The organism is Pseudomaricurvus hydrocarbonicus (assembly GCF_011602365.1).
GTDB classification, from domain to species: domain Bacteria; phylum Pseudomonadota; class Gammaproteobacteria; order Pseudomonadales; family Cellvibrionaceae; genus Pseudomaricurvus; species Pseudomaricurvus hydrocarbonicus.
The window spans coordinates 199,358-220,852 of the sequence record NZ_JAAONZ010000003.1; the positions used below are offsets into that span (position 1 = coordinate 199,358).

The 21,495-nt window shown below is 56.3% G+C and carries 20 protein-coding genes and 2 riboswitches; of the genes, 17 read left to right on the top strand and 3 right to left on the bottom strand.

Going from position 1 to position 21,495, the window contains the following annotated elements; all coding sequences use genetic code 11:
• Nucleotides 1-35: 35 nt before the first annotated feature.
• Nucleotides 36-311, bottom strand: a complete 276-nt coding sequence (locus G8770_RS05435; protein ID WP_167182859.1) for a metal/formaldehyde-sensitive transcriptional repressor — start codon at nucleotides 309-311, stop codon at nucleotides 36-38.
• A 94-nt stretch (nucleotides 312-405) separates the two neighbouring features.
• Between G8770_RS05435 and dmeF the strand changes: the two genes are divergently transcribed.
• On the top strand, nucleotides 406-1,395 hold the full coding sequence (gene dmeF, locus G8770_RS05440; RefSeq protein WP_167182878.1) for a CDF family Co(II)/Ni(II) efflux transporter DmeF: 990 nt from the start codon (nucleotides 406-408) through the stop codon (nucleotides 1,393-1,395).
• Between the two features lie 62 nt (nucleotides 1,396-1,457).
• On the opposite strand, the gene G8770_RS05445 is transcribed toward dmeF, so the two are convergent.
• Nucleotides 1,458-1,745 (bottom strand): hypothetical protein, encoded by a 288-nt coding sequence (locus G8770_RS05445; RefSeq protein WP_460852979.1) that lies wholly within the window; start codon nucleotides 1,743-1,745, stop codon nucleotides 1,458-1,460.
• Between the two features lie 223 nt (nucleotides 1,746-1,968).
• A riboswitch (cobalamin riboswitch) is annotated at nucleotides 1,969-2,150 on the top strand.
• Nucleotides 2,151-2,347: 197 nt separating this feature from the next.
• Between G8770_RS05445 and G8770_RS05450 the strand changes: the two genes are divergently transcribed.
• From G8770_RS05450 to G8770_RS05510, 13 genes are all read left to right on the top strand, one after another.
• The gene (locus tag G8770_RS05450; RefSeq protein WP_167182881.1) at nucleotides 2,348-6,907 is read left to right on the top strand and encodes a cobaltochelatase subunit CobN; all 4,560 of its coding nucleotides are present in this window, start codon (nucleotides 2,348-2,350) and stop codon (nucleotides 6,905-6,907) included.
• 157 nt (nucleotides 6,908-7,064) lie between these two features.
• Complete coding sequence (locus G8770_RS05455; protein WP_167182884.1) at nucleotides 7,065-7,613, top strand: MotA/TolQ/ExbB proton channel family protein; 549 nt, start codon at nucleotides 7,065-7,067, stop codon at nucleotides 7,611-7,613.
• A complete protein-coding gene (locus G8770_RS05460; RefSeq protein WP_167182887.1) occupies nucleotides 7,606-7,917 on the top strand; it encodes a DUF2149 domain-containing protein in 312 nt (103 codons plus the stop codon). Before G8770_RS05455 ends, G8770_RS05460 begins: the two co-directional genes overlap by 8 nt.
• Nucleotides 7,918-8,424: 507 nt before the next feature.
• Entirely contained in the window at nucleotides 8,425-9,186 is a 762-nt protein-coding gene (locus tag G8770_RS05465) for a thermostable hemolysin (protein ID WP_167182890.1), read from the top strand.
• Nucleotides 9,183-10,697, top strand: coding sequence for an AMP-binding protein (locus tag G8770_RS05470; protein ID WP_167182893.1), 1,515 nt, complete (start codon nucleotides 9,183-9,185; stop codon nucleotides 10,695-10,697). The genes G8770_RS05465 and G8770_RS05470 overlap by 4 nt, the downstream gene beginning before the upstream one ends.
• Before the next feature lie 76 nt (nucleotides 10,698-10,773).
• Complete coding sequence (locus tag G8770_RS05475; RefSeq protein ID WP_167182896.1) at nucleotides 10,774-11,445, top strand: iron-containing redox enzyme family protein; 672 nt, start codon at nucleotides 10,774-10,776, stop codon at nucleotides 11,443-11,445.
• A 50-nt stretch (nucleotides 11,446-11,495) separates the two neighbouring features.
• Nucleotides 11,496-12,287, top strand: coding sequence for an SDR family oxidoreductase (locus tag G8770_RS05480; RefSeq protein ID WP_167182899.1), 792 nt, complete (start codon nucleotides 11,496-11,498; stop codon nucleotides 12,285-12,287).
• A gap of 53 nt (nucleotides 12,288-12,340) precedes the next feature.
• The gene (locus G8770_RS05485; protein ID WP_167182902.1) at nucleotides 12,341-12,985 is read left to right on the top strand and encodes a tetratricopeptide repeat protein; all 645 of its coding nucleotides are present in this window, start codon (nucleotides 12,341-12,343) and stop codon (nucleotides 12,983-12,985) included.
• Between the two features lie 76 nt (nucleotides 12,986-13,061).
• The gene (locus tag G8770_RS05490; RefSeq protein WP_167182905.1) at nucleotides 13,062-13,727 is read left to right on the top strand and encodes a response regulator; all 666 of its coding nucleotides are present in this window, start codon (nucleotides 13,062-13,064) and stop codon (nucleotides 13,725-13,727) included.
• 10 nt (nucleotides 13,728-13,737) lie between these two features.
• Nucleotides 13,738-15,153, top strand: a complete 1,416-nt coding sequence (locus G8770_RS05495) for a sensor histidine kinase (RefSeq protein WP_167182908.1) — start codon at nucleotides 13,738-13,740, stop codon at nucleotides 15,151-15,153.
• A 1-nt stretch (nucleotide 15,154) separates the two neighbouring features.
• Complete coding sequence (locus tag G8770_RS05500; RefSeq protein WP_167182911.1) at nucleotides 15,155-15,550, top strand: cupredoxin domain-containing protein; 396 nt, start codon at nucleotides 15,155-15,157, stop codon at nucleotides 15,548-15,550.
• A 118-nt stretch (nucleotides 15,551-15,668) separates the two neighbouring features.
• Nucleotides 15,669-16,475 (top strand): FTR1 family protein, encoded by an 807-nt coding sequence (locus G8770_RS05505; RefSeq protein WP_167182914.1) that lies wholly within the window; start codon nucleotides 15,669-15,671, stop codon nucleotides 16,473-16,475.
• Nucleotides 16,472-17,206 (top strand): hypothetical protein, encoded by a 735-nt coding sequence (locus G8770_RS05510; RefSeq protein WP_208022066.1) that lies wholly within the window; start codon nucleotides 16,472-16,474, stop codon nucleotides 17,204-17,206. The genes G8770_RS05505 and G8770_RS05510 overlap by 4 nt, the downstream gene beginning before the upstream one ends.
• A gap of 215 nt (nucleotides 17,207-17,421) precedes the next feature.
• Here G8770_RS05510 and G8770_RS05515 read toward each other — a convergent pair whose 3' ends face one another.
• Nucleotides 17,422-17,979 (bottom strand): lipid-binding SYLF domain-containing protein, encoded by a 558-nt coding sequence (locus G8770_RS05515; RefSeq protein WP_167182917.1) that lies wholly within the window; start codon nucleotides 17,977-17,979, stop codon nucleotides 17,422-17,424.
• Nucleotides 17,980-18,239: 260 nt separating this feature from the next.
• Nucleotides 18,240-18,411: riboswitch (cobalamin riboswitch) on the top strand.
• A 222-nt stretch (nucleotides 18,412-18,633) separates the two neighbouring features.
• Here G8770_RS05515 and cobO (G8770_RS05520) point away from each other — a divergent pair.
• From cobO (G8770_RS05520) to G8770_RS05530, 3 genes are all read left to right on the top strand, one after another.
• Entirely contained in the window at nucleotides 18,634-19,245 is a 612-nt protein-coding gene (gene cobO / locus G8770_RS05520) for a cob(I)yrinic acid a,c-diamide adenosyltransferase (protein ID WP_167182920.1), read from the top strand.
• Between the two features lie 164 nt (nucleotides 19,246-19,409).
• Entirely contained in the window at nucleotides 19,410-20,021 is a 612-nt protein-coding gene (gene cobO, locus G8770_RS05525) for a cob(I)yrinic acid a,c-diamide adenosyltransferase (protein WP_167182923.1), read from the top strand.
• Nucleotides 20,021-21,418 (top strand): cobyrinic acid a,c-diamide synthase CobB, encoded by a 1,398-nt coding sequence (locus tag G8770_RS05530; RefSeq protein WP_167182926.1) that lies wholly within the window; start codon nucleotides 20,021-20,023, stop codon nucleotides 21,416-21,418. The genes cobO (G8770_RS05525) and G8770_RS05530 overlap by 1 nt, the downstream gene beginning before the upstream one ends.
• Nucleotides 21,419-21,495: the final 77 nt, after the last annotated feature.

Sequence of the window (21,495 nt, forward strand, 5' to 3'; positions counted from 1 at the left end):
GTTGTGTAAAGGCACATACTGTCTTTTAGGCGCTGCTATTTCATGTAAGAGCGCAAGAGGGCAATCACCTCATCCACATCGTCGTCCCTCTGCTGGGGCGGCACATCCGCGGCCCCCAGATGCTCGCGGATGTGATCTTCCAGTACTTCACTCATCAAGCCGTTGACCGCGCCACGAATGGCGGCGATCTGCTGCAGGACAGCGGAGCATTCGCCGCTCTGGGTGAGGGCCTTTTCGATGGCTTCTGCCTGGCCTTTGATGCGTTTGACGCGGGTCAGCAGTTTTTTGTTGCCCTGCAGGGTGTGAGACATGGGGATCACCAGAAGGTTTATGGCTGTTGCTAATAGTATACTGGGGTATAGTATATAGGCAATGCTCAACCATCGATGTTAAAAGGTTAATCCCATGAATACTCCCGCGGCCAATTCACCCGCCTTCGCCGATCAGTGGCGCCACCACCATGTGTTTGACCAGGGCAACCCGCTGGCGGAAAGGAACACCCGCTGGGCGGTTATCCTCACGTCGGTGATGATGGTGGCCGAGATTGTCGGTGGCTGGACCTTCAATTCCATGGCGCTGCTGGCGGATGGCTGGCACATGAGTTCCCACGCCCTGGCGCTGGGGCTGTCGGTGCTGGCGTACGCCGCGGCGCGGCGCTATGCCCACGATCACCGCTTTGCCTTTGGCACCTGGAAAATTGAAATTCTGGGCGGCTACACCAGCGCCATGTTCCTGTTAGCGGTAGCGGGGTTGATGTTATTCCAATCCGTCGAGCGTTTGATTGAACCCCAGCCGATTCACTACAACCAGGCGATTGCGATTACGCTGCTGGGACTGACCGTGAATCTGGTGTGTGCCTGGCTGCTGAAAGACGATCACCATCATCACCACGGTCACAGTCATGATCATTCTCACAGCCATGATCAAGACCACAACCACAACGGCAGTCACCACGAGCATCACCACGACCTCAACCTGCGGGCGGCGTATCTGCACGTTCTGACCGACGCCGCCACCTCGGTGCTGGCGATCATCGCGCTGCTGGGGGGCAAGCTGTGGGGGGCAAGCTGGCTGGATCCGGTAATGGGGATCGTCGGCGCGGTTGTGGTCACGGTGTGGGCGAAAGGTTTAATCCGCGATACCGGACGCGTCCTGTTGGACGCAGAAATGGATAAGCCGGTGGTCGGAGAAATCCGTGATGCCATCGCCGCCAGTCCTGTCGCGGCCGAGATTACCGACCTGCACGTCTGGCGTGTCGGCAAGGGGCAGTATTCCTGCATTGTGTCGCTGGCGGTCGACGCAGTTGACGCGATGACTCCGGATGAGGTGAAAAAACACCTCAGTATTCACCAAGAGCTGGTGCACATCACGGTCGAAATAAACCAGCCGGCCTGATGCCGGACGGTGGGTGAAGTCGGTCCGGTGCTATTGGTGGTCTGGAGACAAGTGCTGAACCGCTATGATTGATAGCGCAGCCGCAACGCGTTGGCGATCACCGGCACCGAGCTCAGGCTCATGGCCAGCGCTGCCAGCGTCGGCGACAGCAACAGACCGGTCAACGGGTAGAGCACGCCAGCGGCGATCGGGATGCCGAGGCTGTTGTACAAAAAGGCAAAACCCAGGTTTTGACGCATATTATTGACGGTGGCATTGGAGAGGCGAATAGCCTCAGAAATACCGTGTAAATCGCCTTTGACCCGCGTCACCTGGGCGCTGTTCATGGCCACGCCGGTACCGGTCCTCATGGCGTACCGGGCCCAGCGCGCTATCGTCTTCTGATTGATCCGCGTTGATGCGCCTTGCCGTTTTGGGGGCCAGCTGCAACAGCGAGTTGATCGCGGCGAAGGTTTGGCTGCGGGCTTTCAGTTCGGGCTCAGTGTCCCTGGGGGCACAGCCGAAGCGGGAGCTCCCGAGTCAGAAAGGTCCAAACCCTTTGACCTGAAGGGCGTCAGCTCCTACCATAGCGCCCTTCTGTGAAAGGGTGCCTGTCGGCGACATGGGTTTATGTCGTCTGGAACAGGTTAAACGGGAAGTGTGGTATTGAGAGACAAACCTCTCTGACATCCCACCGCTGCCCCCGCAACGGTAAACTGCCGAGATCATGAGTCTCCGGCGGCGAGCCCGAAACCGGCCCTTTACAGCATGTTGCATCGATGAAGCGGAGGGCTTTATCTCGGGCAGTTTCTCGTCACCTGGTGTGACTCGCCTCGTTTATTCCCCCGGTCTGTAGTTCATGAGTGTTTTAGTTCATGAATGCTTTAGTTCATGAGTGTGGCTGCAGACACTTTGCTTTCGTCGTTCAATTGTTTTTGGTGGCCATCCGGCGACCATATCCATTGGAGACAGTATGGCTTTTGTATCATTGGGATTGTCTTTTCAGCGTCAACGCGGGTGTCGCTGTTGGCTTAAGCCGTGGGTGTTGTGGCTGTTGTTGTTCACCTTTGCTGCGACAAGCGCGCAAGCGGCCACCGTGCTGGGTGTTGTTTCACCGCGCAACAGTGCCGATGTGTTGACCGGTGCGCACGCCTTTCTCAAGGCGTACCCCCAGCACCGGTTGCTGTTGCGCACCACCGATCAATTCAGCGAATTAACCGAAGCCGAACGCCAGTCGTTGCTAAGCCGTGCCGAGATGGTGTTTGCCGGTGGGGTGTTTGGCGATGCGGCGACCTTGCTGCTCGGTTACTTGGACAATAGCTCTCGAAAACAGGGGGCGCTGATTCCAAATTTTATCGCGGTGCACAGCGACCGACGACTGGTGAACGCCTCGCGCCTGAAGGTTCAGCCGTTATTGCACGGTGCTGATCTTGATGCCTTGATGCAGGATCCACCGCTGGAGCCGGGGGTGGATCTGATGGCCTGGTCCAGAGAACTTCTCGATACACACCCGGCCTACCGCGAGTGGCTGTTGGCCAAAGTGTTTTGGGCCGATCGCAACGGCACCAATATTGATGGCCTGTTTCGGCATTTACTGGTACTGACGGGCGCCTCACTCAAGGTGCCGGAACCGCAATTGCGTGCCCCCCTGAGAATTTTTCTGGGGCAGCAGCGGTTAGCTGTGCGTGGCAACACATTGAGGTTGGAGCCGCAGCACCTGGACGCCCAAAAACGCTGGGTGGTGATTCTCGATTACGAACACGGTGATCGCCCAGGTGAGCGGGAGTTGGCGCAAGCTCTGTGCCAGCAAGTTGAAAAAAATAATCACACCTGTGTGCGGGTGTTGGCCAAATGGGGAGAGGCCAGTGTTCAGGCGGCAGCGGTGTTGGCGCGCTATCGTGAGCACATTGGTGTCGTGGTCTCGTTGCAGAACTTTGTCATTGGTGGCGGGGAAGGTCGCGAAGCGGTGACCGAGTCTCTGACGGCGTTGAATGTGCCGGTCCTAAAAGCCATCCGCCTGACCGACACAACGGCAGAAGAGTGGCGCTTGTCCGAAGAGGGTTTGCGCTGGGACAGTGTTCACTACCGCATTGCCATGCCCGAACTGCAGGGGGTCGCCCAACCGCTGGTGGTGGCCGCGGTGACGCCACCGAGTTTGGACGCGGCCACCGGCTTGCGGGTGACATTGTCGCGCTTGATTGAATCGCAGGTCTCACTGTTGGATCAGCGGTTGGAGCGCTGGTTGGCGCTGCAGGAAAAATCGAACGCCGAAAAGAAAGTCGCGATCATTTATTACAATCACCCGCCCGGACGGCACAACATTGGCGCTGATAATTTGAATGTGCCGGCGTCCTTGTTGCATATGCTAAAACAGATGCAAGCGGCGGGTTACAACACCGGCGAGCTGCCACCGACTGAGCTGGCATTGCTCGACCTGTTGCAGGAAAAGGGTGTGAACTTGCCGGAAGATCGACAGGCGTTACAGGCGATGTCGGGCAAGGTGCAGACGCTGTCCCCCGATCAATACCGGGCCTGGTTTGCGGACTTGCCTCTGTCCCTGCAGCAGGAGATGGTGGCCGGACCTTTGGGCTATCTGCACGACGTGTTGCAGCGGGCGGTACAGCTGGAAGACAAAACCGTTGCTCGTCAACTGCTGGGGCGGGTGGTGAAAGATCTGCGCCATGCGATTGAAGGGGCCGACCATCCCGCCCGCGAGCGGGTGATACGTTTGCTGCAGCAACTGGAAGAGTCTTACACCGCCAATGTGGATGCCAGCGCACCTCACACAACCGACGTCGACTGGGGCGTAGCGGCAGAGCTGGTGCAGGCGATCAGTGACAGCGGTATTGAAGGTCTGCGTGGCTGGGGGGCTGCACCCGGCAACGTCATGGTGCATGACCAGCAGCTGCTGATTCCGGGTATTCAGTTTGGCAATGTCTTTGTCGGCCCTCAGCCACCGCGAGGTTGGGAATTGAATGAAGAATTACTGCACGCCAATTTATCTTTTCCTCCACCGCATCAGTACATGGCGTTTTACCTGTGGTTGCGCAAGGGTTTTGGGGCGGATGCGCTGGTGCATCTTGGGCGCCATTCCACCTACGAATTTCTGCCGCGCCATCGCGTGGGTTTGAGTGACGAGGATTATTCCCAGGTGTTGTTGGGCGATCTTCCCAGTGTCTATCCCTACATCGTGGATGGCGTGGGGGAGGGTATTCAGGCCAAGCGCCGGGGTCTGGCGGTGATGATTGATCATCTGACGCCACCGCTGGACAGTACCGAACTCTACGATCAATTGCTGGAGTTGCGGCACCTGGTGGAAAGTTTCGAAGCCGCCCCGGAAGCGGCGGGCGCAATGCGACAGCGCGCGATTGTGGCAATCAAAGCGAAGGTGGATCAGCTCAAATTGCGGGATGAACTGCTGGCCAGTATGTCCGGCGAGCTGGCCGTGCGGGGCATCACCGAGTTTGATCAGGTGGATGATGAATTGCTGGTGCATGAAGTGGGTCACTACCTCACCCAGTTGCAGGAAGATTTTATGCCGTTGGGACTGCATGTGTTTGGTCGCGACTGGAGTGATGAGGCCATCACCACCATGCTGACGTCCATGCAGAAAGGCGCCAAGGCCGCTGACGTCGAGTCTGATTGGAAAGCTCGGCTGACAGCGTCGCCAGCGGCCGAGATGCAGGGGCTGCTCAAAGGTTTGAGAGGCGAGTACATTGCGCCGGGCAAAGGTAACGATCCCATTCGCACCCCCGAAGCCCTGCCGACCGGACGCAACTTTTATGCCCTGGATGGCAGTTTGATTCCGTCGCGGCTGGGGCATCAGGTGGGGGTGGAGCTGGCTGAGACAGCCCGCCAAAAGGCCCGCCAGACACCCCCGTCCACCGTGCACGCTGAAGGAGCCGATGCTGACGCCATTGTGTTGTGGGCTTCGGATGTGGTGCGCGACGAGGGTGCGATGATTGCCTTCGGCTTTGATATGCTCGGTGTGAAACCGGTGTGGAGCAGTCGCGGGATTGTCAAAGACCTCGAACGCCTGGACGTCTCGCAGATGCTGGAAAACGGCCAGCCGCGCAGCCGTCACGACACGGTGTTCACCACGTCCGGGTTGTTCCGCGATCTCTACGGCGCACATCTGGTGCTGTTGGAAAAAGCGGTGTTGATGGCCCTGGATGCCTCTTCCGGACTGATTCGTGAAAACTACCCGGCGCTGACCTACGCCCTCAACAGTGCATTGGCGCCGCTGGGCAATCAGCAGCAGCCCGGTCACGAAGCTCTGGCGATCAATCAGGTGGCCGCGCGCTGGGTGCAGGACGCCCGTGACGCTCTGAAGCAAGGGCTTCCGGCCACCACGGCCGGACCGCAGGCCGCTTACCGGGTGTTTGGTGATGCGCCTGGTACTTACGGCGCCGGCGTCAATCGCCTGGTGGAGCGATCCGGCAGCTGGGAGGAGCGTTCCGAGCTGGCGGCGGTGTACCTGCATCGCATGGGCCACGCCTATGGCCTGAACCTGCAGGGTGAGCCTTTGCAGGACCTGTTCAAACAGCGTTTGGCGACGGTCAATCAAACTTACCTGGGACGCTCCAGTAACCTCTACGGACTGCTCGATAACAACGACGCCTTTGATTATCTGGGGGGCCTGAGTCTGGCGGTCGAAACCGTCAAGGGGACGGCGCCGGAAAACTTTATTTTGTTTCACCCCGACGCCAACCACTTGTCGATGGAGCCGCTGGAAGTTGCGCTGTTGTCGGAATTGCGCGGGCAGTTTTTGAATCCGCAATGGTTAACGCCGTTAATGGCGGAGGGCTACGCGGGTGCGCGCACCATGGGCAGCGAATTTCTGGAGTACCTGTGGGGGTGGCAGGTGACCAATCCCGGCATTGTCAAAAGTTGGGTGTGGGATGAAGTCAAAGCCGTGTACGTGGATGATAAACTCGACATCGGCCTCGATGAGTTTCTGGAGCAAAACCACAACGTGCACGTAAAAGCGAACATGTTGGCGATCATGCTGGTGGCGGCGCACAAGGGTTTCTGGGACGCCGACGCCGACACCCTGCAGCAGCTTGCGGAGAAGTTCACGCAGCTGCTGCTGGACCATGGTTTGCCCGGCAGCGGTCACACGGCTCCGAATCATCCGCTGTATGACTTTATCCAACCCTATGTGGATGCGGAAAAATACCAACAGTTGCAACAGCTGCTGGCCGCCACCCGGGTGGAGGCTGCGCGGGTCCGCGCACCCAGCGTCGTGGCGGAAATTACGCTTGCCGACAGCGCGCCGCTCACTCAATCGGAGAGCCCTGCCCGCGCATCGAAAACGCCAGCGGCTGACTCAAATTCCAAGCCAGCGACACCGTCAACAGCGGAGTTGCAGCCTAAGCCAGAGACAACACCAGACACTCAGCCAGCGTCTGAACAAACGGAGGCCGAGTCAGAGCTGCCATCGTTTTATGTGATTGCTCTGCTGTTACTCCTGCTGTTAACAGCAGGTTGGTGGCGGGGGAGCCGTGCACCGCAGCCCGTCACCGGTTCTTAAGCTCAGTCACGCAGCTAGTAACAATAGCTAGTAGCAACAGTTAAACAGTTAGTAACAACAGTTAGTAACAACAGTTAGTAACAACAGGTAGTAAACATAAGCCGTAACCGCAGCTCGATGAAAAACACCTGATAAAAAAACGGAAAAGGAACAGAACATGTTAACGTCTTCTTCGATTGGCCTGTTGCATATGCTGGTCAGCTATTTGCTGGAACCGGTGTTGTGGTTGTTGATGTTATTGGCCGCTCTGGCGGTGCTGGATATCGGTACTTTATGCGCCGAACGCATAAAGGGCTTGTCCAGCTGGCGCCGCAGTGGCGACGTCGCCGGTTTTGAGCGGTTGGCCAAAAAGCGCATTGAGCGCAGTGATTTCATGGCCCGTATCGCCCCGATGCTGGGGTTGATGGGCACGCTGATTCCCCTGGGGCCCGGTTTGGCGGCGCTGGGGGATGGCGAATTGAGTATTTTGACGACGGCCATGAGCGTCGCCTTTGATACCACGGTGATGGGGTTGCTGGTGGGCATTGTAGGGTTTGTGATCGGCCGGGTGCGCCGTCGCTGGTATGACGATCTGCTGACCGGGATGGAGCAGGCCGCTGGCACCCGCCAGGTCGCCAGCGGCACACATGAGCCGAGTCACGGGGAACTGCCTCAGGCCGCCCCTGTGACAGAACCTGCCCTCAAGGCGGGTGTCGCCCATGTCTAAGCGCTGGAGTTCAGACCGCTTTGGCGGTACCGATGACGAGCCGCTGGGACCGCTCGCCAATCTGCTGGATTTAATGCTGGTGTTTGCCTGCGGCCTGATCGCGGCGCTGATTGCCATGAGTGAACAGCTTCAGGAACGCTTTCAGGCGCAGGACGTAGATGCGCACGCCCAAACGGTGATTGAGCGAGGGCAGGAATTGCCCCGCATGCCGGGACAGGGTGCGGCCGGGGGCGAGGGGTATGAATCCGTGGGACAGGTTTATCGCGACCCCAACACCGGGCAGTTGATTTTGATTGCGCCCTAATGGCCGCTGCGCGGCCATTCACGATGCCCATTGTCTGATTGTGCTGCGCTTCCCACTGATACCTGTCGCCTCCCCCCCCTTTAGTGATCCCCATCAAACGGTTGCCGTTAGGCACCCCATAGATCGATGGCCCTCTCCGGCCCTCCTGCACCGGGGCGGGCCGGTCTGGTCTTGCCGCTGTGGGGGCGTTTCCTCCGACTTCTGGGGTGGCGTCCTCTTCCTTATCCTCCGTCCTCTGCCTCTTCCAAGCGTGCGTCCTCGGTCTGTTCCGGTCGACATCGGTCGATTTTTGCTGAGGGGATTTTGTGTTCGATGCGCTTTTTTTGCTTCTTAAGGGTTTCTTAAGAATCCCGACCTAGGATGTGTGCAGTCGACATAGATACAGGAGCAGAATCTATGCAAATTCTTCTGGGGAATGCACCATTGGATAGCGGGTCAGGTAGCGCAAATTGCCGTTCTTTAGGATCGTTGTTTTCGCCAGTTTTGAAATACGATTTGAAACTAGATATGAACCGCCAGAAGGTGAATGCGCCGTCGCGGTCATTTGCCCTGCAGGGCCCTTGTGATCCTCATCGTGTCATTACCGAGCAGTACATTGCCCGACAGTACCACCGGGTGTATGAGGCCAACATTCAGGCGTTTCTGCCCCTGCTGTTAACCATGTCAGCTCCTCGGTCAGAGGCTGAGGCCGCGCCTGAAGCGTCGGACCACCAGCTGTTGGCGGCGGCGGGCCTGCGCCCGGCCAGTGCGCCCAGGCTGTTTCTGGAAAGTTATCTGGAGTTGCCGGTGGAGCAAGCGATCGCTCAGGCCGCCCGCATCCCCGTGAGCCGCAACAGTGTGATCGAGATTGGCAATCTGGTGTCGACACAGCGCGGAGGCAGTTTGCAGCTGTTTTTGGTGATGGCGGCCGCCCTGCAGCAGGCGGGTTTTTCCTGGCTGGTGTTTACGGCGACGCCGCAGGTCGAAAAGCTGGTTAAGCGGCTGCACGCCCAACCGATGTTCCTGGCCCCGGCAGACGCCTGCAAGGTAGCGGGTTCGGCGGGTGAATGGGGACGTTATTATCAGCATTGTCCCAGGGTCATGGTGGTCGACCTTAACCACAGCATGACGCTGGCTCGTCAAAACCTGATGATCGACAAGGTGTTCAGTGAGCATCAGCTGGCGATTCGGGCACTGGGTCAACACATCGGCCAGTTTTGTCAGCAAGGCGGGCAAACAACGGGAGCGGCAACCGCAACCGCCGCGAGTCAGCGGAGTCGAAATGCATGACGGTGGATGGTCTGTGGTCGGGTGGCGCTGCACAGCCCGCCGACATTGCCCTTGAAGACGCGCGTGGCAGTCTGAGCTACGCCCAATTGCAAACCGGCGTAGAAGCCCTGGCCGCATGGCTTACCGATCAGTCAGTGGCGGTCGTCGGTCTGCTGGCCGACAACGGTCGCGACTGGGTGCTGGTGGACCTGGCCTGCCAGGCGGCGGGTTTGGTGTGTCTGCCATTACCGGCCTTTTTTTCGAACGCCCAGCTGATGCATTGTCTGCAAGCCGTGGATCTGCTGATTACGGATAAGGCCGGTGAGCAGCCCTTCTCCGGCGTGTCGTCGTTTGCCCTGCCGTCCGAGACCCTGGTGGTACCGGGAACCCAATTTTCAGCCCGCCGTTTGCCTGTAAGCGCGGCCGGCAGTTCGCAGCGTGAGGGGGCAACCGCGCTGCCGCGCAACACCGGCAAAATCACCTTCACTTCGGGGTCGACGGGCAGCCCGAAAGGGGTGTGCCTGAGCTCCGAACACCAGCGGCAGGTGGCGGCGTCCCTGGCGCAAGTGATCGATCTGCGGCAGCCCCGGCATCTGTGCCTGCTGCCGCTGGCCACCTTGCTGGAAAACATTGCCGGCGTGTATGCCCCTCTGCTGTGCGGTGGGCGTGTCATTCTGCCGTCTGCCGAGGCGCGCGGATTAAGCGGCAGCTCCGGACTGAATTTGCCCAAGCTGTTGGCGGCCATTGAATCTTATCAGCCGCACAGCGTTATTTTGTTGCCGCAATTATTGCGGGCACTGGTCGCGGCCTGCCAGCAGGGCTGGCAACCACCGGGCAGTCTGGTGTTTATGGCGGTGGGTGGTGGCAAGGTGGCGCCAGAGCTGATCGTGCAGGCCCGTGGGCTGGGATTGCCGGTGTACGAAGGCTATGGACTGTCTGAATGTGGTTCCGTAGTTGCGCTGAATACGTTGACGGCGGACCAGCCAGGCTGTGTGGGGCAGTGCCTGCCGCACTGCCGTGTTGCGGTGGAAGACGGTGAAATTGTGGTAAAGGGTGCCAGCTTTTTGGGGTACATGGGGCAGCCTGAGAGTTGGGCTCCCGACGCCGTGCGCACTGGTGATTTAGGTTCCCTGCGGGATCAGTGGCTGTCGATTGAGGGGCGCCAGAAAAATCTATTGATCAGCAGCTTTGGGCGCAACATCAGCCCCGAGTGGGTAGAGAGCGCGCTCTTTGCCCAACCCTTACTGACGCAATGTGTGGTGCTGGGGGAGGCGCGACCGTATTTGGTAGCGCTGTTGAGCGCCGTCGAGGGGGCGACGGACGCGGCGATTCAAGCCTGGATCGATAGCGTCAATGCATCCCTGCCGGACTACGCCAACATCCGCCAGTGGGCGCGGCTGAACAATTCAGACTGGCAGTCCTGCCTCACCGCGAATGGACGGCCGCGGCGGGATCTTATCCTCCAGCATTATGCTGAGTTGATTCAGGGACTTTATGAGGACAAGGTTGCGCTCGTTGAGCGCGTCATCTGATTTTAAGTGGCACGACATTCAAGTGATGTGTGTGACACGACTTTCAATTTTAAGTGAGAACCACAGGTAACCCGATATGGATTTTTACGATCGCTTACAACATGAGACTCAGGTGGAACGCGAAGCGCTGCTGTCGGCGCCGCTCATCAGTCGCTGCATGAGTGGTGACATCACCAAGGCAGATTATGTGGCTTTTTTAAGTCAGGCTTATCATCACGTTAAGCACACGACACCGTTACTGATGGCAACCGGCGCGCGCATCCCTGAATCCAAAGAGTGGTTGCGCAGTGCGGTAGCCGAGTACATCGAAGAAGAGCTGGGACATCAGGAATGGATTCTCAACGATATTGCCGCTTGCGGATATGACCAGGAAAAAGTCCGTCACAGCCAGCCCAACAGCTCGACCGAACTGTGGGTGGCTTACGCTTACGATACGGTACAGCGGATCAACCCGTTGGGTTTTTTTGGTTCGGTGCAGGTACTGGAAGGCACCAGCATCAAAATGGCCGATCTTGCCGCGCAGAGTATTCAAAAGACACTCAACCTGCCGGATTCAGCGTTCAGTTATTTGCGTTCACACGGGGCTCTGGATCAGGAGCACATCAAGTTTTTTGAAGGTTTGATGAACCGGATCACTGACGACAAGGAGCAGGAACAAATTATCCACAGTGCGCAAATGTTCTACCAGCTCTACGGTAATATTTTGCGGCAGATCTCGCCCGAACAAGTGGTCAGCTACGCCGCTTGATGGGGCGTGGAAATATTTTCAACGGTGACGCAGTAAACGAGGATCGGGTCATGGATATACAGGGGAAAACGGTGTTGTTAACCGGAGCGTCAGGGGGTATCGGGCAGGCGTTAGCCCGAGTGTTGGCCGCGGCGGGTGCGCGGTTAATTTTAAGCGGTCGCAAGCATGAGCCGCTCAACGGGATCAGACAAGAACTGCCAGGCGAGGGGCATCTTGCCATCGCCGTAGACTTGTCGGATGAGCGCGATCGGCAGCAGTTGATCACCCTGGCCAAAGACCAGAATGTGGAGGTGCTGATCAACAATGCAGGCATCAACCAGCTGTCGATGCATGCGGATATGTCGCCGGCCGAGATTGCCAGCATGATTGATATCAATCTCACTGTGCCCATGATTCTCTGCAGTCAATTGATCCCCATACTGCTGCAGCGGCAAGCAGCCATGATCATCAATGTCGGCTCAATTATGGGCAGTATTGGTATGGCGGGTTCAGCAAGCTACTGCGCCAGCAAGTTTGGCTTAAGGGGCTTCACCGAATCGTTGCGTCGTGAACTGGCCGATTCCACGGTGCGGGTGGTGTATTTTGCCCCTCGAATGACTTCGACGGCAATCAATGACGACAAGATGGTGGCGATGAATAGCGCCTTGGGCACGGCTATGGATCAGCCCGCAGAGGTGGCTCAGCAACTGATGTCGGTCATCGCCAGTCACCGCCGTCGGGAGCATTATATTGGCTGGCCGGAAAAATTGTTTGTACGCCTTAACAGTGTGCTGCCGGGAGTCGTTGACCGGGCATTGAGAAAACAGTTGCCAACGGTTTTATCCCACGCGACCCACCACTGACAGACGCCCTGTTTATTCAAGTGATTAGAGCCACATTCAAGTTGGAGAAGGTTATGTTTAAACGTTATTGCCTGATGTTGATGATGCCTGCCTGGCTGATCAGTCAAGCCTGTTGGGCCGATGCCGAAGCTGAGGTTCACAAATTGCAGCAGCAGTGGGCGCAAGCGAATTACACGTTGCAGGGTAAACCCCAGCTGGAGGCCTATGACGCTCTCTTATTGAGTGCAGAGCAGGCCAAGAGCGCCTACCCTGACGACGCCGGGGTGTTGATCTGGAGTGGCATTATCCAATCGAGCTACGCCGGTGTAAAAGGGGGACTGGGTGCCCTGAAGTACGCCAAAGCATCGAAAAAAGACCTGGAGCAGGCCATGGAAATTGATGCCAACGCGCTAGAGGGATCTGCGTACACCAGCTTGGGAACGCTTTACTTTAAAGTGCCTGGCTGGCCGCTCGGTTTTGGTGATGATGATAAAGCCAAACAGCTGTTAACCCAGGCGCTGAAGGTCAATCCACAGGGTATTGACCCCAATTATTTTTATGCAGAGTACCTGAAAGAGGAAGGGCATTACAAAGCAGCCGGCAGCTATTATCAAAAAGCGCTGCAGGCTCCCAGTCGCCCCGGCCGTCCGCTGGCCGATGCTGGCCGCAGAAAGGAAATACAAAATGCATTGAATGACATTCGCAACAAGCTGAATTGATGGCGGGTTTGTTGATTGTATCGTTTCAGAAATCCAGTATTCTGGGAGTCTGTGTCGGCAGTACGAAGGACGTTCAGTGAAGATATTGTTGGTAGAGGATGACATGGATTTGGCCGGTGGGCTGATCAAAGCCCTGCGCCGGGAAGGTTTTACCGTCAACCATGTCGCTCTGGGAAAGCAGGCAATTCTGTCGGTCAGGTCTGAACCGCCAGATTTGCTGGTGTTGGATCTGGGCTTGCCGGACATTACGGGGTTACAGGTTCTGGAAAGTGTCCGCAGCCTGAAGCTGGCTCTGCCGGTGTTAATTCTGACGGCCCGCGATGGCCTTGATGACAAGGTGATGGCGCTGGACAGTGGTGCCGATGACTACCTCTCCAAACCGTTTGAAATGGAGGAGTTGCTGGCGCGTCTGCGGGTGTTGGCCCGGCGTTTGGGGACTTCGATGCACAGTAAAATTGAGCTGCATGGGGTGCTGCTGGATACCCGCCATCATGAGGTTGCTGTTGCCGGTCAGCCCATCAATTTGTCTCGCCGTGAGTATATGTTGCTGATGGCGCTGATGGAAAACGCCGGACGGGTTCAAACCAAAGAAATGCTGGAACAAAAGCTCTATGGATGGGGAGAAGAAGTGGTCAGTAACGCCATCGAAGTGCACGTCAGTAACTTGCGTAAAAAAATGCCGGCTGACTTGATCAAGACGGTCAGGGGCGTGGGCTACACTATCAGCAAGACTCGGGCATAGGAAAGGTCACTTGCGTTCCATACGAACTTTTCTGGTCATCGTGCTGCTGTCTTGCATTTGCCTGGTGACTTTTCTTGCAGTATTGCATGGCTACCGCAGTAGTTTAACGGAGGCCGAAGAGCTGCTGGAACGTCAGCTGGTGGATCTGGCCCAGTTGGTGGCTGTCATTGACTCCAATCATGATAAGCCTGTGCTGGAGCATTATTCCTCCGACATCTGGTTTCAGGTCTGGTCGGCGCAATTGCGACTTGAGTTTCGCTCCGAAAATGCCCCGCAACAGCGAGTGGTTGAATTGAACCCGTTGGCCGGTGAGCGATTTCATCGGGTGAGTTTTCAGGGCAATAGCTGGCGTGTTGTATTGCGCCAGTTTAACGCTGAGCTGGCGGCTCCGATCTGGGTGGTGGTGGCCGTGCGAGAGGATATCTATGCCGCGTTGACCGAGGGAATTATTTTAAAATCGGTACTGCCGATCATCTGGGTGTTGCCGTTGTTAGGGTTGTTGATTTGGGGCGTCGTCAGCGTCGGGATGCATCCTCTAAACCGCTTGGCTAATTTGTTGGGGCACCGAAAATCGGACGATCTGACTCCGCTGAATCGGGAAGGCTACCCGGCCGAATTATTGGTGTTGGTCGACTCGACAAACGACCTGTTGATCCGCTTATCGGAAGCCTTTGAACGTGAAAAGCGCTTTAGCGCGGATGCGGCACACGAATTGAGAACCCCGTTGGCGGTGCTAAAAGTGAATCTGCATAATCTGGCCAAAAATAACAATTTGGATGAGGGGGATTACCGTGCTCTGGTCAGCAGCGCGGATAGGATTGGCAGTTCTATTGAGCAGCTGTTGTCGCTGTATCGAACTTCCGCCCAGGAGCGGGATCAGGCGTTGTCCTCGGTCGATGTGGCTAAAATAGCCCGCAGCATTGTGGCGGATTGCTATGCGGAGTGCCTGCGCAAGGATCAACAGATTGAGCTGGAAGCTGAAACACTCAACCTGGTGAGCGATCCGATTGCCATTTCGACGCTGTTGCGGAATCTGGTGGATAATGCCGTTAAATACACCCCCGAAGGCGGCAGGATCCTGGTGACGGTCCGCCGAGCCTCTGAAGGTGCGGTTGGTGACCTTGTGGCGGGTGACGGGGGCGACATCAGTGCCGGGAATGGGGCTGTGATTGAGGGTGTGACGGTGCAGGTTGAAGACTCTGGACCAGGCATACCGGAAGACAGAAGGAAGCGGGTATTTGACCGTTTTTATCGGTTGGGTGGTGATCAACATGATTCCACCGTGCAAGGCAGTGGCCTGGGCCTGTCGATTGTTGAGCATATTGTGAGGCTGCATCATGGCGGTATTGCTCTGGGCCAATCTAGCGCGCTTGGGGGGTTATGTATTCAGGTAACCTTGTATTCCCGGAACGGTTTGGAAGCATAAAATGAAAACGCGTATCAACCTGTTCCCCAAAACCTGCCGTGCCCGAAAACAGACATTGTCGGTGGTTAAACGTCTGGCCCTATGGGGGGTGGCCAGCCTGTGGTTTTCCGTCGCCGTTTCTCTGAACGCTGCGACACCGGAGTTTACCCTTGAAATTAAAAACCACCTGTTCTATCCGGCAGAAATTGTCGTGCCTGCCAACCTCAAGGTGCGTTTGCGGGTGATTAACCAGGATGACACGCCGGAAGAGTTCGAAAGTTACGAACTCAACCGTGAGAAAGTGATTATGGGCAACAGTCAAACCATTATTTTTATTGGGCCCCTGGCGCCGGGCGAGTACCCATTTTTTGGCGAATTTAATGTCTCTACCGCACAGGGTAAGGTCATCGCCAAGTAGTTTCGCCTCTGAAAAAAGTCTGTCATCGCTAAAGCAGTCGGTCATTGAATAAGTCGCCAGTCATCGCCAAGCGGGCAGTCATAATCAACAAGAAAGTCATCGGTCCGTAGGAGGCTGTGTGCTGTTAAATGCTGTGATCATCGTACTGCGAGAGACTCTGGAGGCGGGTATCCTGATGAGTGTACTGCTCACCATCAGTCGGCAGTCGGGGCTGGGGCAGCGCTGGTTTGTGGTCGCTCTGGCGATGGGGTTAGTGGGCGCAGGAATCTATGCCCGTTACCTCGGTGAGATCTCTCTGTGGTTTGATTATGCCGGGCAGGAAGTGGTCAATGCTTTCCTGCAGTATGCGTTGTATATCTGTTTGGTGGTGATTTGCCTGATGAATGGTTTTTCTGCTCAACGGGCGTCGCAACGAAACAGCGTTATGATGCTCGGCTTGTTGATGGTGTCTGTGATGTTAGCCAGCATTCGGGAAGGCTCAGAGATTATTATTTTTTTTACCGGGTATATGTCCAGCGGTGAGGCGCTGGTCAAGGCATTGACCAGCGGGTTCGTGGGATTAATGATTGGCGGCAGTGTCGGTGCCCTGTGTTATTACGCGATCATTTTGCAAAAGGCGGATAAGGTTCGGGCCATTCAAACGGGAGTGCTGACACTGGTGGCGGCGGGCATGGTTGCCCAGGCTTCGCAGTTGCTGGTGCAGGTGGACTGGCTTCCTTCTGCTGCGGCCCTGTGGAACACCAGTGATTACTTGTCGGAGTCTTCCATCCTTGGGCAGTTGGCCTATGCCACGTTTGGCTATGAGGCGTCTCCGACACCGGTTGAGGCCGTGTTGTACATTGTGTCGCTGTTGCTTATCCCCGCAATTTTTGTCGGTGTGTATTGTTATCGTAAGAAAAGCCAGAGCGAAGGGAGTTCTTTGTGAAACGTCTGTTGTATGAAGTATCGGTGCTGTTACTGATTCTTGTCCCGCTGGCGATAATGGGAATTAGCGCAGGCGCCAGTGCTGACGGGAATTCGATCGATAAGGTTTACGACCCCTATGTGAATCAGTTGGAAAAAGAACTGGAGTACCGGGTGCTGTATCAGGATGATAATGATGATGAGCGAGATGGTGCTCAGCGACATATCCTGGGTGCGGGACTGTCCTGGTCGGACAACCTGTTTACCGAACTGTATCTGATAGGCAAGAAAACACCCGCGGAGGATTTTGAAATCTCGGCAGTGGAAGCGGAAGTGAAAATACAGTTAACCGAACAGGGTGAGTATAGCCGTGACTGGGGCGTGCTGTTTGAGCTGGAGGCCGAGCGTGATGAGCACATCCGCGAAGCAAGTACGACGCTGATCGTGTTACAGGAGTGGTCCCGCTGGGTGGGCACCGCCAACCTGTCACTGGGTTACGAATGGGGCAATGACATTGATAATGAGTGGGAAACCGCCTTTGCCGGTCAGCTGCGTTATCGTTATCGCGCCGCACTGGAGCCCGCACTGGAGCTGTATTGGGGTGAGTCGAGCCAGGGCCTGGGACCGGTGATATCGGGAAGCCAGCGTTTGGGGGGGCGGCGTCAATTGATGTGGGAACTGGGTGTGATACTGGGGCTGGATGATGAAACTCCTGATCGTAACTGGAAGCTGACGCTGGAATATGAATTTTAGAAACCGTGCAAACCCCAGCCAGGCCGCCCCTCATTTACCTGGGACAATAACGTTATCGTGTCCAGGTGCTGAGGGGCTATGGTTTTGAAGCACTATGGTTTCGAAGGACTATGGTTTTCAAGGGCTATGGTTTTGCCGGACTGAGGTTTTGAAACACTACAGTTTTGAGCTCTATGGGCTTTGAAGAGCTCTGGCCTTGAGTGAGGTCTGTTTGCTCAGTAGCTGTTCAGCTTTTTGTCCGCCCAGTACTTTGTCCCTTGTAACATGGCCTGCAGGGTCACGCCGGTTTCCGTCAGCTGATAGATGGTGACGTTAGGCACAGCGGTTTCGGCCATACTGGCTTCAGTGCCGCGGTCACTGGATTTTGCGGCGGCGTCCACCTGACCGGAAAAGTCCCACCCCTTTTCAATGAAGGCCTGGTAGGCTTCAGGCGTGTGAAAGACAAACACGGCTCGAAAGTCTTTAATACCCAGGCCCAGCCCAACGCCGGCCGAAGCCATATTCATGTAGGTGTCTTTGCCCGTGCGATTGCTGTGGGCAACGCCATTGCCGCCGGCTGCGGACACAAATACCACGCTGAGTCCGAGGTTTGAGAACACCGCGTAACCGGCGGCATTGCGAATGTCATCACGGGTTCCGGGCTCTTCCTGATAAAGTCGCTCCAGTACCTGGACGCGCATTTTTTGCACTTTTTGCCGTTCTATATCCGCAGTTCCGGCGGTTGCCGTAGCGCTGAGAATCAAAGCTAAAATAAAAGAACCAATTCTGTACATTTAAAAACTCCAAAGAGCGAGGGTTATCGACGGGCTAGGGGGCCTAGTAGATCATAAAAAAAGTGAACGAACTATGAACCAGATGCGATGCGATTCTTAACGGCCTCCGGAATTATTCAATCTGTGATCTGCGCCGGGGGTTAGGCGCCAAATCGTACAAAAAATGAGTCATGGGCTGCCTCACCCCGGGTGCCTGGCCGCCTGGATTGTCGCGATGGCAGGGTTAGCGGCAATTGACTTTGACCAAGTGGATGAATAGAGTACTTTCCTCTTTACTGGGTGCGAAGTGCTTGCGGGCGCTTCGGTAAATGGGAAGTTTGGTTGAAGTCCAACACTGCCCCCGCAACGGTAATTGGCCAAATTGCTAACCTGCAAGTTGTTCGCATTTTGTACAGCCAGAAGTCCGATACCAGCCTGGTAGCTCTGTTTTTGGCGTGCGTTTTTGGCGTGCGTTCCTGAACGGTATTCCCTGAACAGTGGGTATTTGAACTCCCTGTCGAGAGGAAACTTTACACTGACGACAGCGCGGAGGGCCTTGTCGAAGCGGATTTCTTTTCTGCCAGGTTGCTCTGGCGCTATCCCCTTTGATTTCCTTTCCCTGCAATGTTTATGAATTTCCGGCTCACACCGAGCTTGACTATGCGGGAGACAGCCATGTCTGAACACGATAAAAAAGATCAAAAACACAAGCAGGCCATGCAGAAGCAAAAAGCCAACGTCGACGCGGGCATTGAAGCCGCCTCGCAGGAGCGTGGCGTGGCGTTACTGTTGACCGGTGACGGCAAGGGAAAGTCCAGTTCCGCTTTCGGTATTGTTATGCGAGCTCTGGGGTATGGCCAAAAAGTGGCTGTGGTTCAGTTCATCAAAGGGCAGCAGTTGTCCGGAGAAGAAATCTACCTGAGAGATCATTGCCCCGAAGTCAGTTTTTACCAAATGGGAACCGGCTTTACCTGGGATACCCAGGATCGCAGTGGTGACATTGCCGCCGCCGAAAAAACCTGGGCATTCGTGGAGCCTCTGCTTAAAGACGAGCAGTACGACCTGGTGGTGTTGGATGAACTGACGTATATGTTGGCTTATAAATACCTCGATGAGGAGCGTGTGATCAACGCCCTTAAAAACCGTCCCTATGAACAGAGCGTTGTGGTCACCGGTCGCGGCGGTGGTGCCGCGTTAAAAGAGATCATGGATACGGTGTCGGAAGTAAAAGAAATCAAACATGCCTATAAGCAAGGGATTAAAGCCAGAAAAGGGGTTGATTACTGAGGGTGTTTCGCCGTATTGCGGTTACAGCCAGTGAGTAATCAAGGTCGTTTAGCAGCGTTTGCATAACCATTTTGATCCGCTGTTGTGAATAACGATTATGAACAGCCATTGTAAATAACTATTTTGAGTAACTATTTTTTAGCAACTACAGGTAAGTCAAAACCATGACGGAGATCAGTGAAAAGTCGCAGGCTGCCCACAAAAAACGGATGGCAACCCGCAAGGCCGTGGTTGATGAAAGAATTGCCCGGGCGACCGAAGAGCGCGGTGTCTTGATTTTGTTAAAAGGCAACGGTAAAGGCAAAAGCAGTTCTGCCTTTGGCACCATGGCGCGTTCGGTTGGACATGGCCAGAAAGCCGGTGTGGTTCAGTTTATCAAGGGGCGATTGCAAACCGGAGAGTTCAAACTGTTTCGTGACCACCCACAAATCGACTGGCATGTGATGGGGCACGGTTTTACCTGGGAAACACAGGACCAGGCCAAAGACATCGAGGCGGCTCAACAGGCGTGGGCGGTGGCCGAGAAACTGTTGCAAGACGACAGCTACAACATTCTGGTCTTTGATGAAATGAGTTACATGTTTAAGTATGGTTATCTCGAGGTCGAGCCGGTAGTCGCAGCTCTCAAGGCGCGTCCGAAGCATCAAAATGTCATCATTACCGGGCGCACCATGGCGACACCCTTACAGGACATCGCCGACACCATCAGTGTAATCCAGGATGAGCGCCACGCCTTTCGGCTGGGCGTGAAAGCCCAGCAAGGTATCGAGTACTAATGTCTTCAGTTTCTAGCGATTCGTCGGGCTTTGACTCCGGGGTGGTGGCTTGCCCGGCATTGTTTATTGCCGCGCCGTCGTCGGGGCAGGGTAAAACCACGGTAACCGCGGCGATGGCGCGTTTGTTCCAGCGTCAGGGCTATCGGGTGAGAGTCTTTAAAACGGGGCCGGATTATCTGGACCCACAGATTCTGGAGCAGGCGTCTGGTCAGCCGGTGGTACCACTGGATTTGTGGATGGCCGGAGACGCGTTCTGTCGGCAAGCGCTGTATGACGCCGCCAAAACGGCAGACCTGATTTTGATAGAAGGCGCCATGGGGCTGTTTGATGGTGAGCCTTCCAGTGCCGATTTGGCCATCCGCTTTGGTGTTCCGGTGGCGCTGCTGATGGACGTCAAGGGCATGGCACAAACTGCGGCTGCCATTGCGGTGGGGTTGGCGAATTACCGGCAGGAGTTACAGGTCGCTGGCTTGATTGCCAATGGCTGTGGAACGGCGAGGCACGCGCAGTTAATTCGGGAGGCCCTGCCCGCGGCGTTACCCTTGTTGGCCACTTTAGGTCGCGATGAGGCTGTGGCCCTGCCCGAGCGACACTTGGGGTTGGTGCAGCCCAGTGAGGCGAAGGATGACATGGAGCGTCGACTGGAGACCGGCGCGGATTGGCTGCAAGCGAGTGGGTTAACCCAATTGCCCCCGCCCGTCAATTTTGCCCCCGTGCCTGAGGGCGAGAGGGCACAGCAATCGGCGCTGGAAGCCAGAACGGAAAATGCCTTGCAGGGTATGACCATCGCTGTGGCAAAAGACGCTGCCTTTACGTTTATCTACCAGGCCAACCTGGATTTGTTAACGCATTTTGGGGCCCGCGTGGTGTTCTTTTCCCCCCTCAGTGATTCGACGGTGCCCGCAGCGGATGCCCTCTGGTTGCCCGGCGGTTATCCGGAATTGCACGTTGAGGCCCTGTCCGGGAATGACACTATGCGTGCCTCCCTGCAGGCCTTTTACGAGAGTGGCAAAGTGATTTTGGCCGAGTGCGGCGGTTTTATGTACTGCCTGGAAGCCTTGGTTGACCTGCAGGGGCAGACATTTCCCATGGCGGGGTTGCTGCCGGGTGAGGCCGTCATGCGCCCCAGGGGGGGGTGTCAGGGGATGCAAACCGCGCCCTTACCGGAAGGTGATGTGCGTGGCCATGCACACCACCGCTCAGTCAGCCGTAACACCCCGGAGCCGTTTGCTTTTGGTCGACGTCAGCGCCACCCCGCTCCGGGTGAGTCGCTGTTTCACCAGCGGGGGTTGACCGCCAGCTACCTGCATTTGTTTTTCCCCTCGAACCCGGTGGCGATGGCCCGTTTGTGGAATCCAGGGTTTGAGGCTGACGCGGCACAGCGGGCTGACAAATAAGCCAACAGCGGTTCTGGTTTTCATCTATATTTTAGGGGTTAGGTGTCTCGCCGGTCGCTCTGCGTGCCCCTGCCTCC

Coding starts and splice junctions, on each gene's coding strand:
- cobO (WP_167182920.1), top strand. CDS start 18,634: ATGTCTGAACACGATAAAAAAGATCAAAAACACAAGCAGGCCATGCAG.
- G8770_RS05460 (WP_167182887.1), top strand. CDS start 7,606: ATGTCTAAGCGCTGGAGTTCAGACCGCTTTGGCGGTACCGATGACGAG.
- G8770_RS05445 (WP_460852979.1), bottom strand. CDS start 1,745: ATGAGGACCGGTACCGGCGTGGCCATGAACAGCGCCCAGGTGACGCGG.
- G8770_RS05475 (WP_167182896.1), top strand. CDS start 10,774: ATGGATTTTTACGATCGCTTACAACATGAGACTCAGGTGGAACGCGAA.
- G8770_RS05480 (WP_167182899.1), top strand. CDS start 11,496: ATGGATATACAGGGGAAAACGGTGTTGTTAACCGGAGCGTCAGGGGGT.
- G8770_RS05485 (WP_167182902.1), top strand. CDS start 12,341: ATGTTTAAACGTTATTGCCTGATGTTGATGATGCCTGCCTGGCTGATC.
- G8770_RS05435 (WP_167182859.1), bottom strand. CDS start 311: ATGTCTCACACCCTGCAGGGCAACAAAAAACTGCTGACCCGCGTCAAA.
- G8770_RS05465 (WP_167182890.1), top strand. CDS start 8,425: ATGAACCGCCAGAAGGTGAATGCGCCGTCGCGGTCATTTGCCCTGCAG.
- cobO (WP_167182923.1), top strand. CDS start 19,410: ATGACGGAGATCAGTGAAAAGTCGCAGGCTGCCCACAAAAAACGGATG.
- G8770_RS05470 (WP_167182893.1), top strand. CDS start 9,183: ATGACGGTGGATGGTCTGTGGTCGGGTGGCGCTGCACAGCCCGCCGAC.
- dmeF (WP_167182878.1), top strand. CDS start 406: ATGAATACTCCCGCGGCCAATTCACCCGCCTTCGCCGATCAGTGGCGC.
- G8770_RS05515 (WP_167182917.1), bottom strand. CDS start 17,979: ATGTACAGAATTGGTTCTTTTATTTTAGCTTTGATTCTCAGCGCTACG.
- G8770_RS05450 (WP_167182881.1), top strand. CDS start 2,348: ATGGCTTTTGTATCATTGGGATTGTCTTTTCAGCGTCAACGCGGGTGT.
- G8770_RS05455 (WP_167182884.1), top strand. CDS start 7,065: ATGTTAACGTCTTCTTCGATTGGCCTGTTGCATATGCTGGTCAGCTAT.
- G8770_RS05500 (WP_167182911.1), top strand. CDS start 15,155: ATGAAAACGCGTATCAACCTGTTCCCCAAAACCTGCCGTGCCCGAAAA.
- G8770_RS05530 (WP_167182926.1), top strand. CDS start 20,021: ATGTCTTCAGTTTCTAGCGATTCGTCGGGCTTTGACTCCGGGGTGGTG.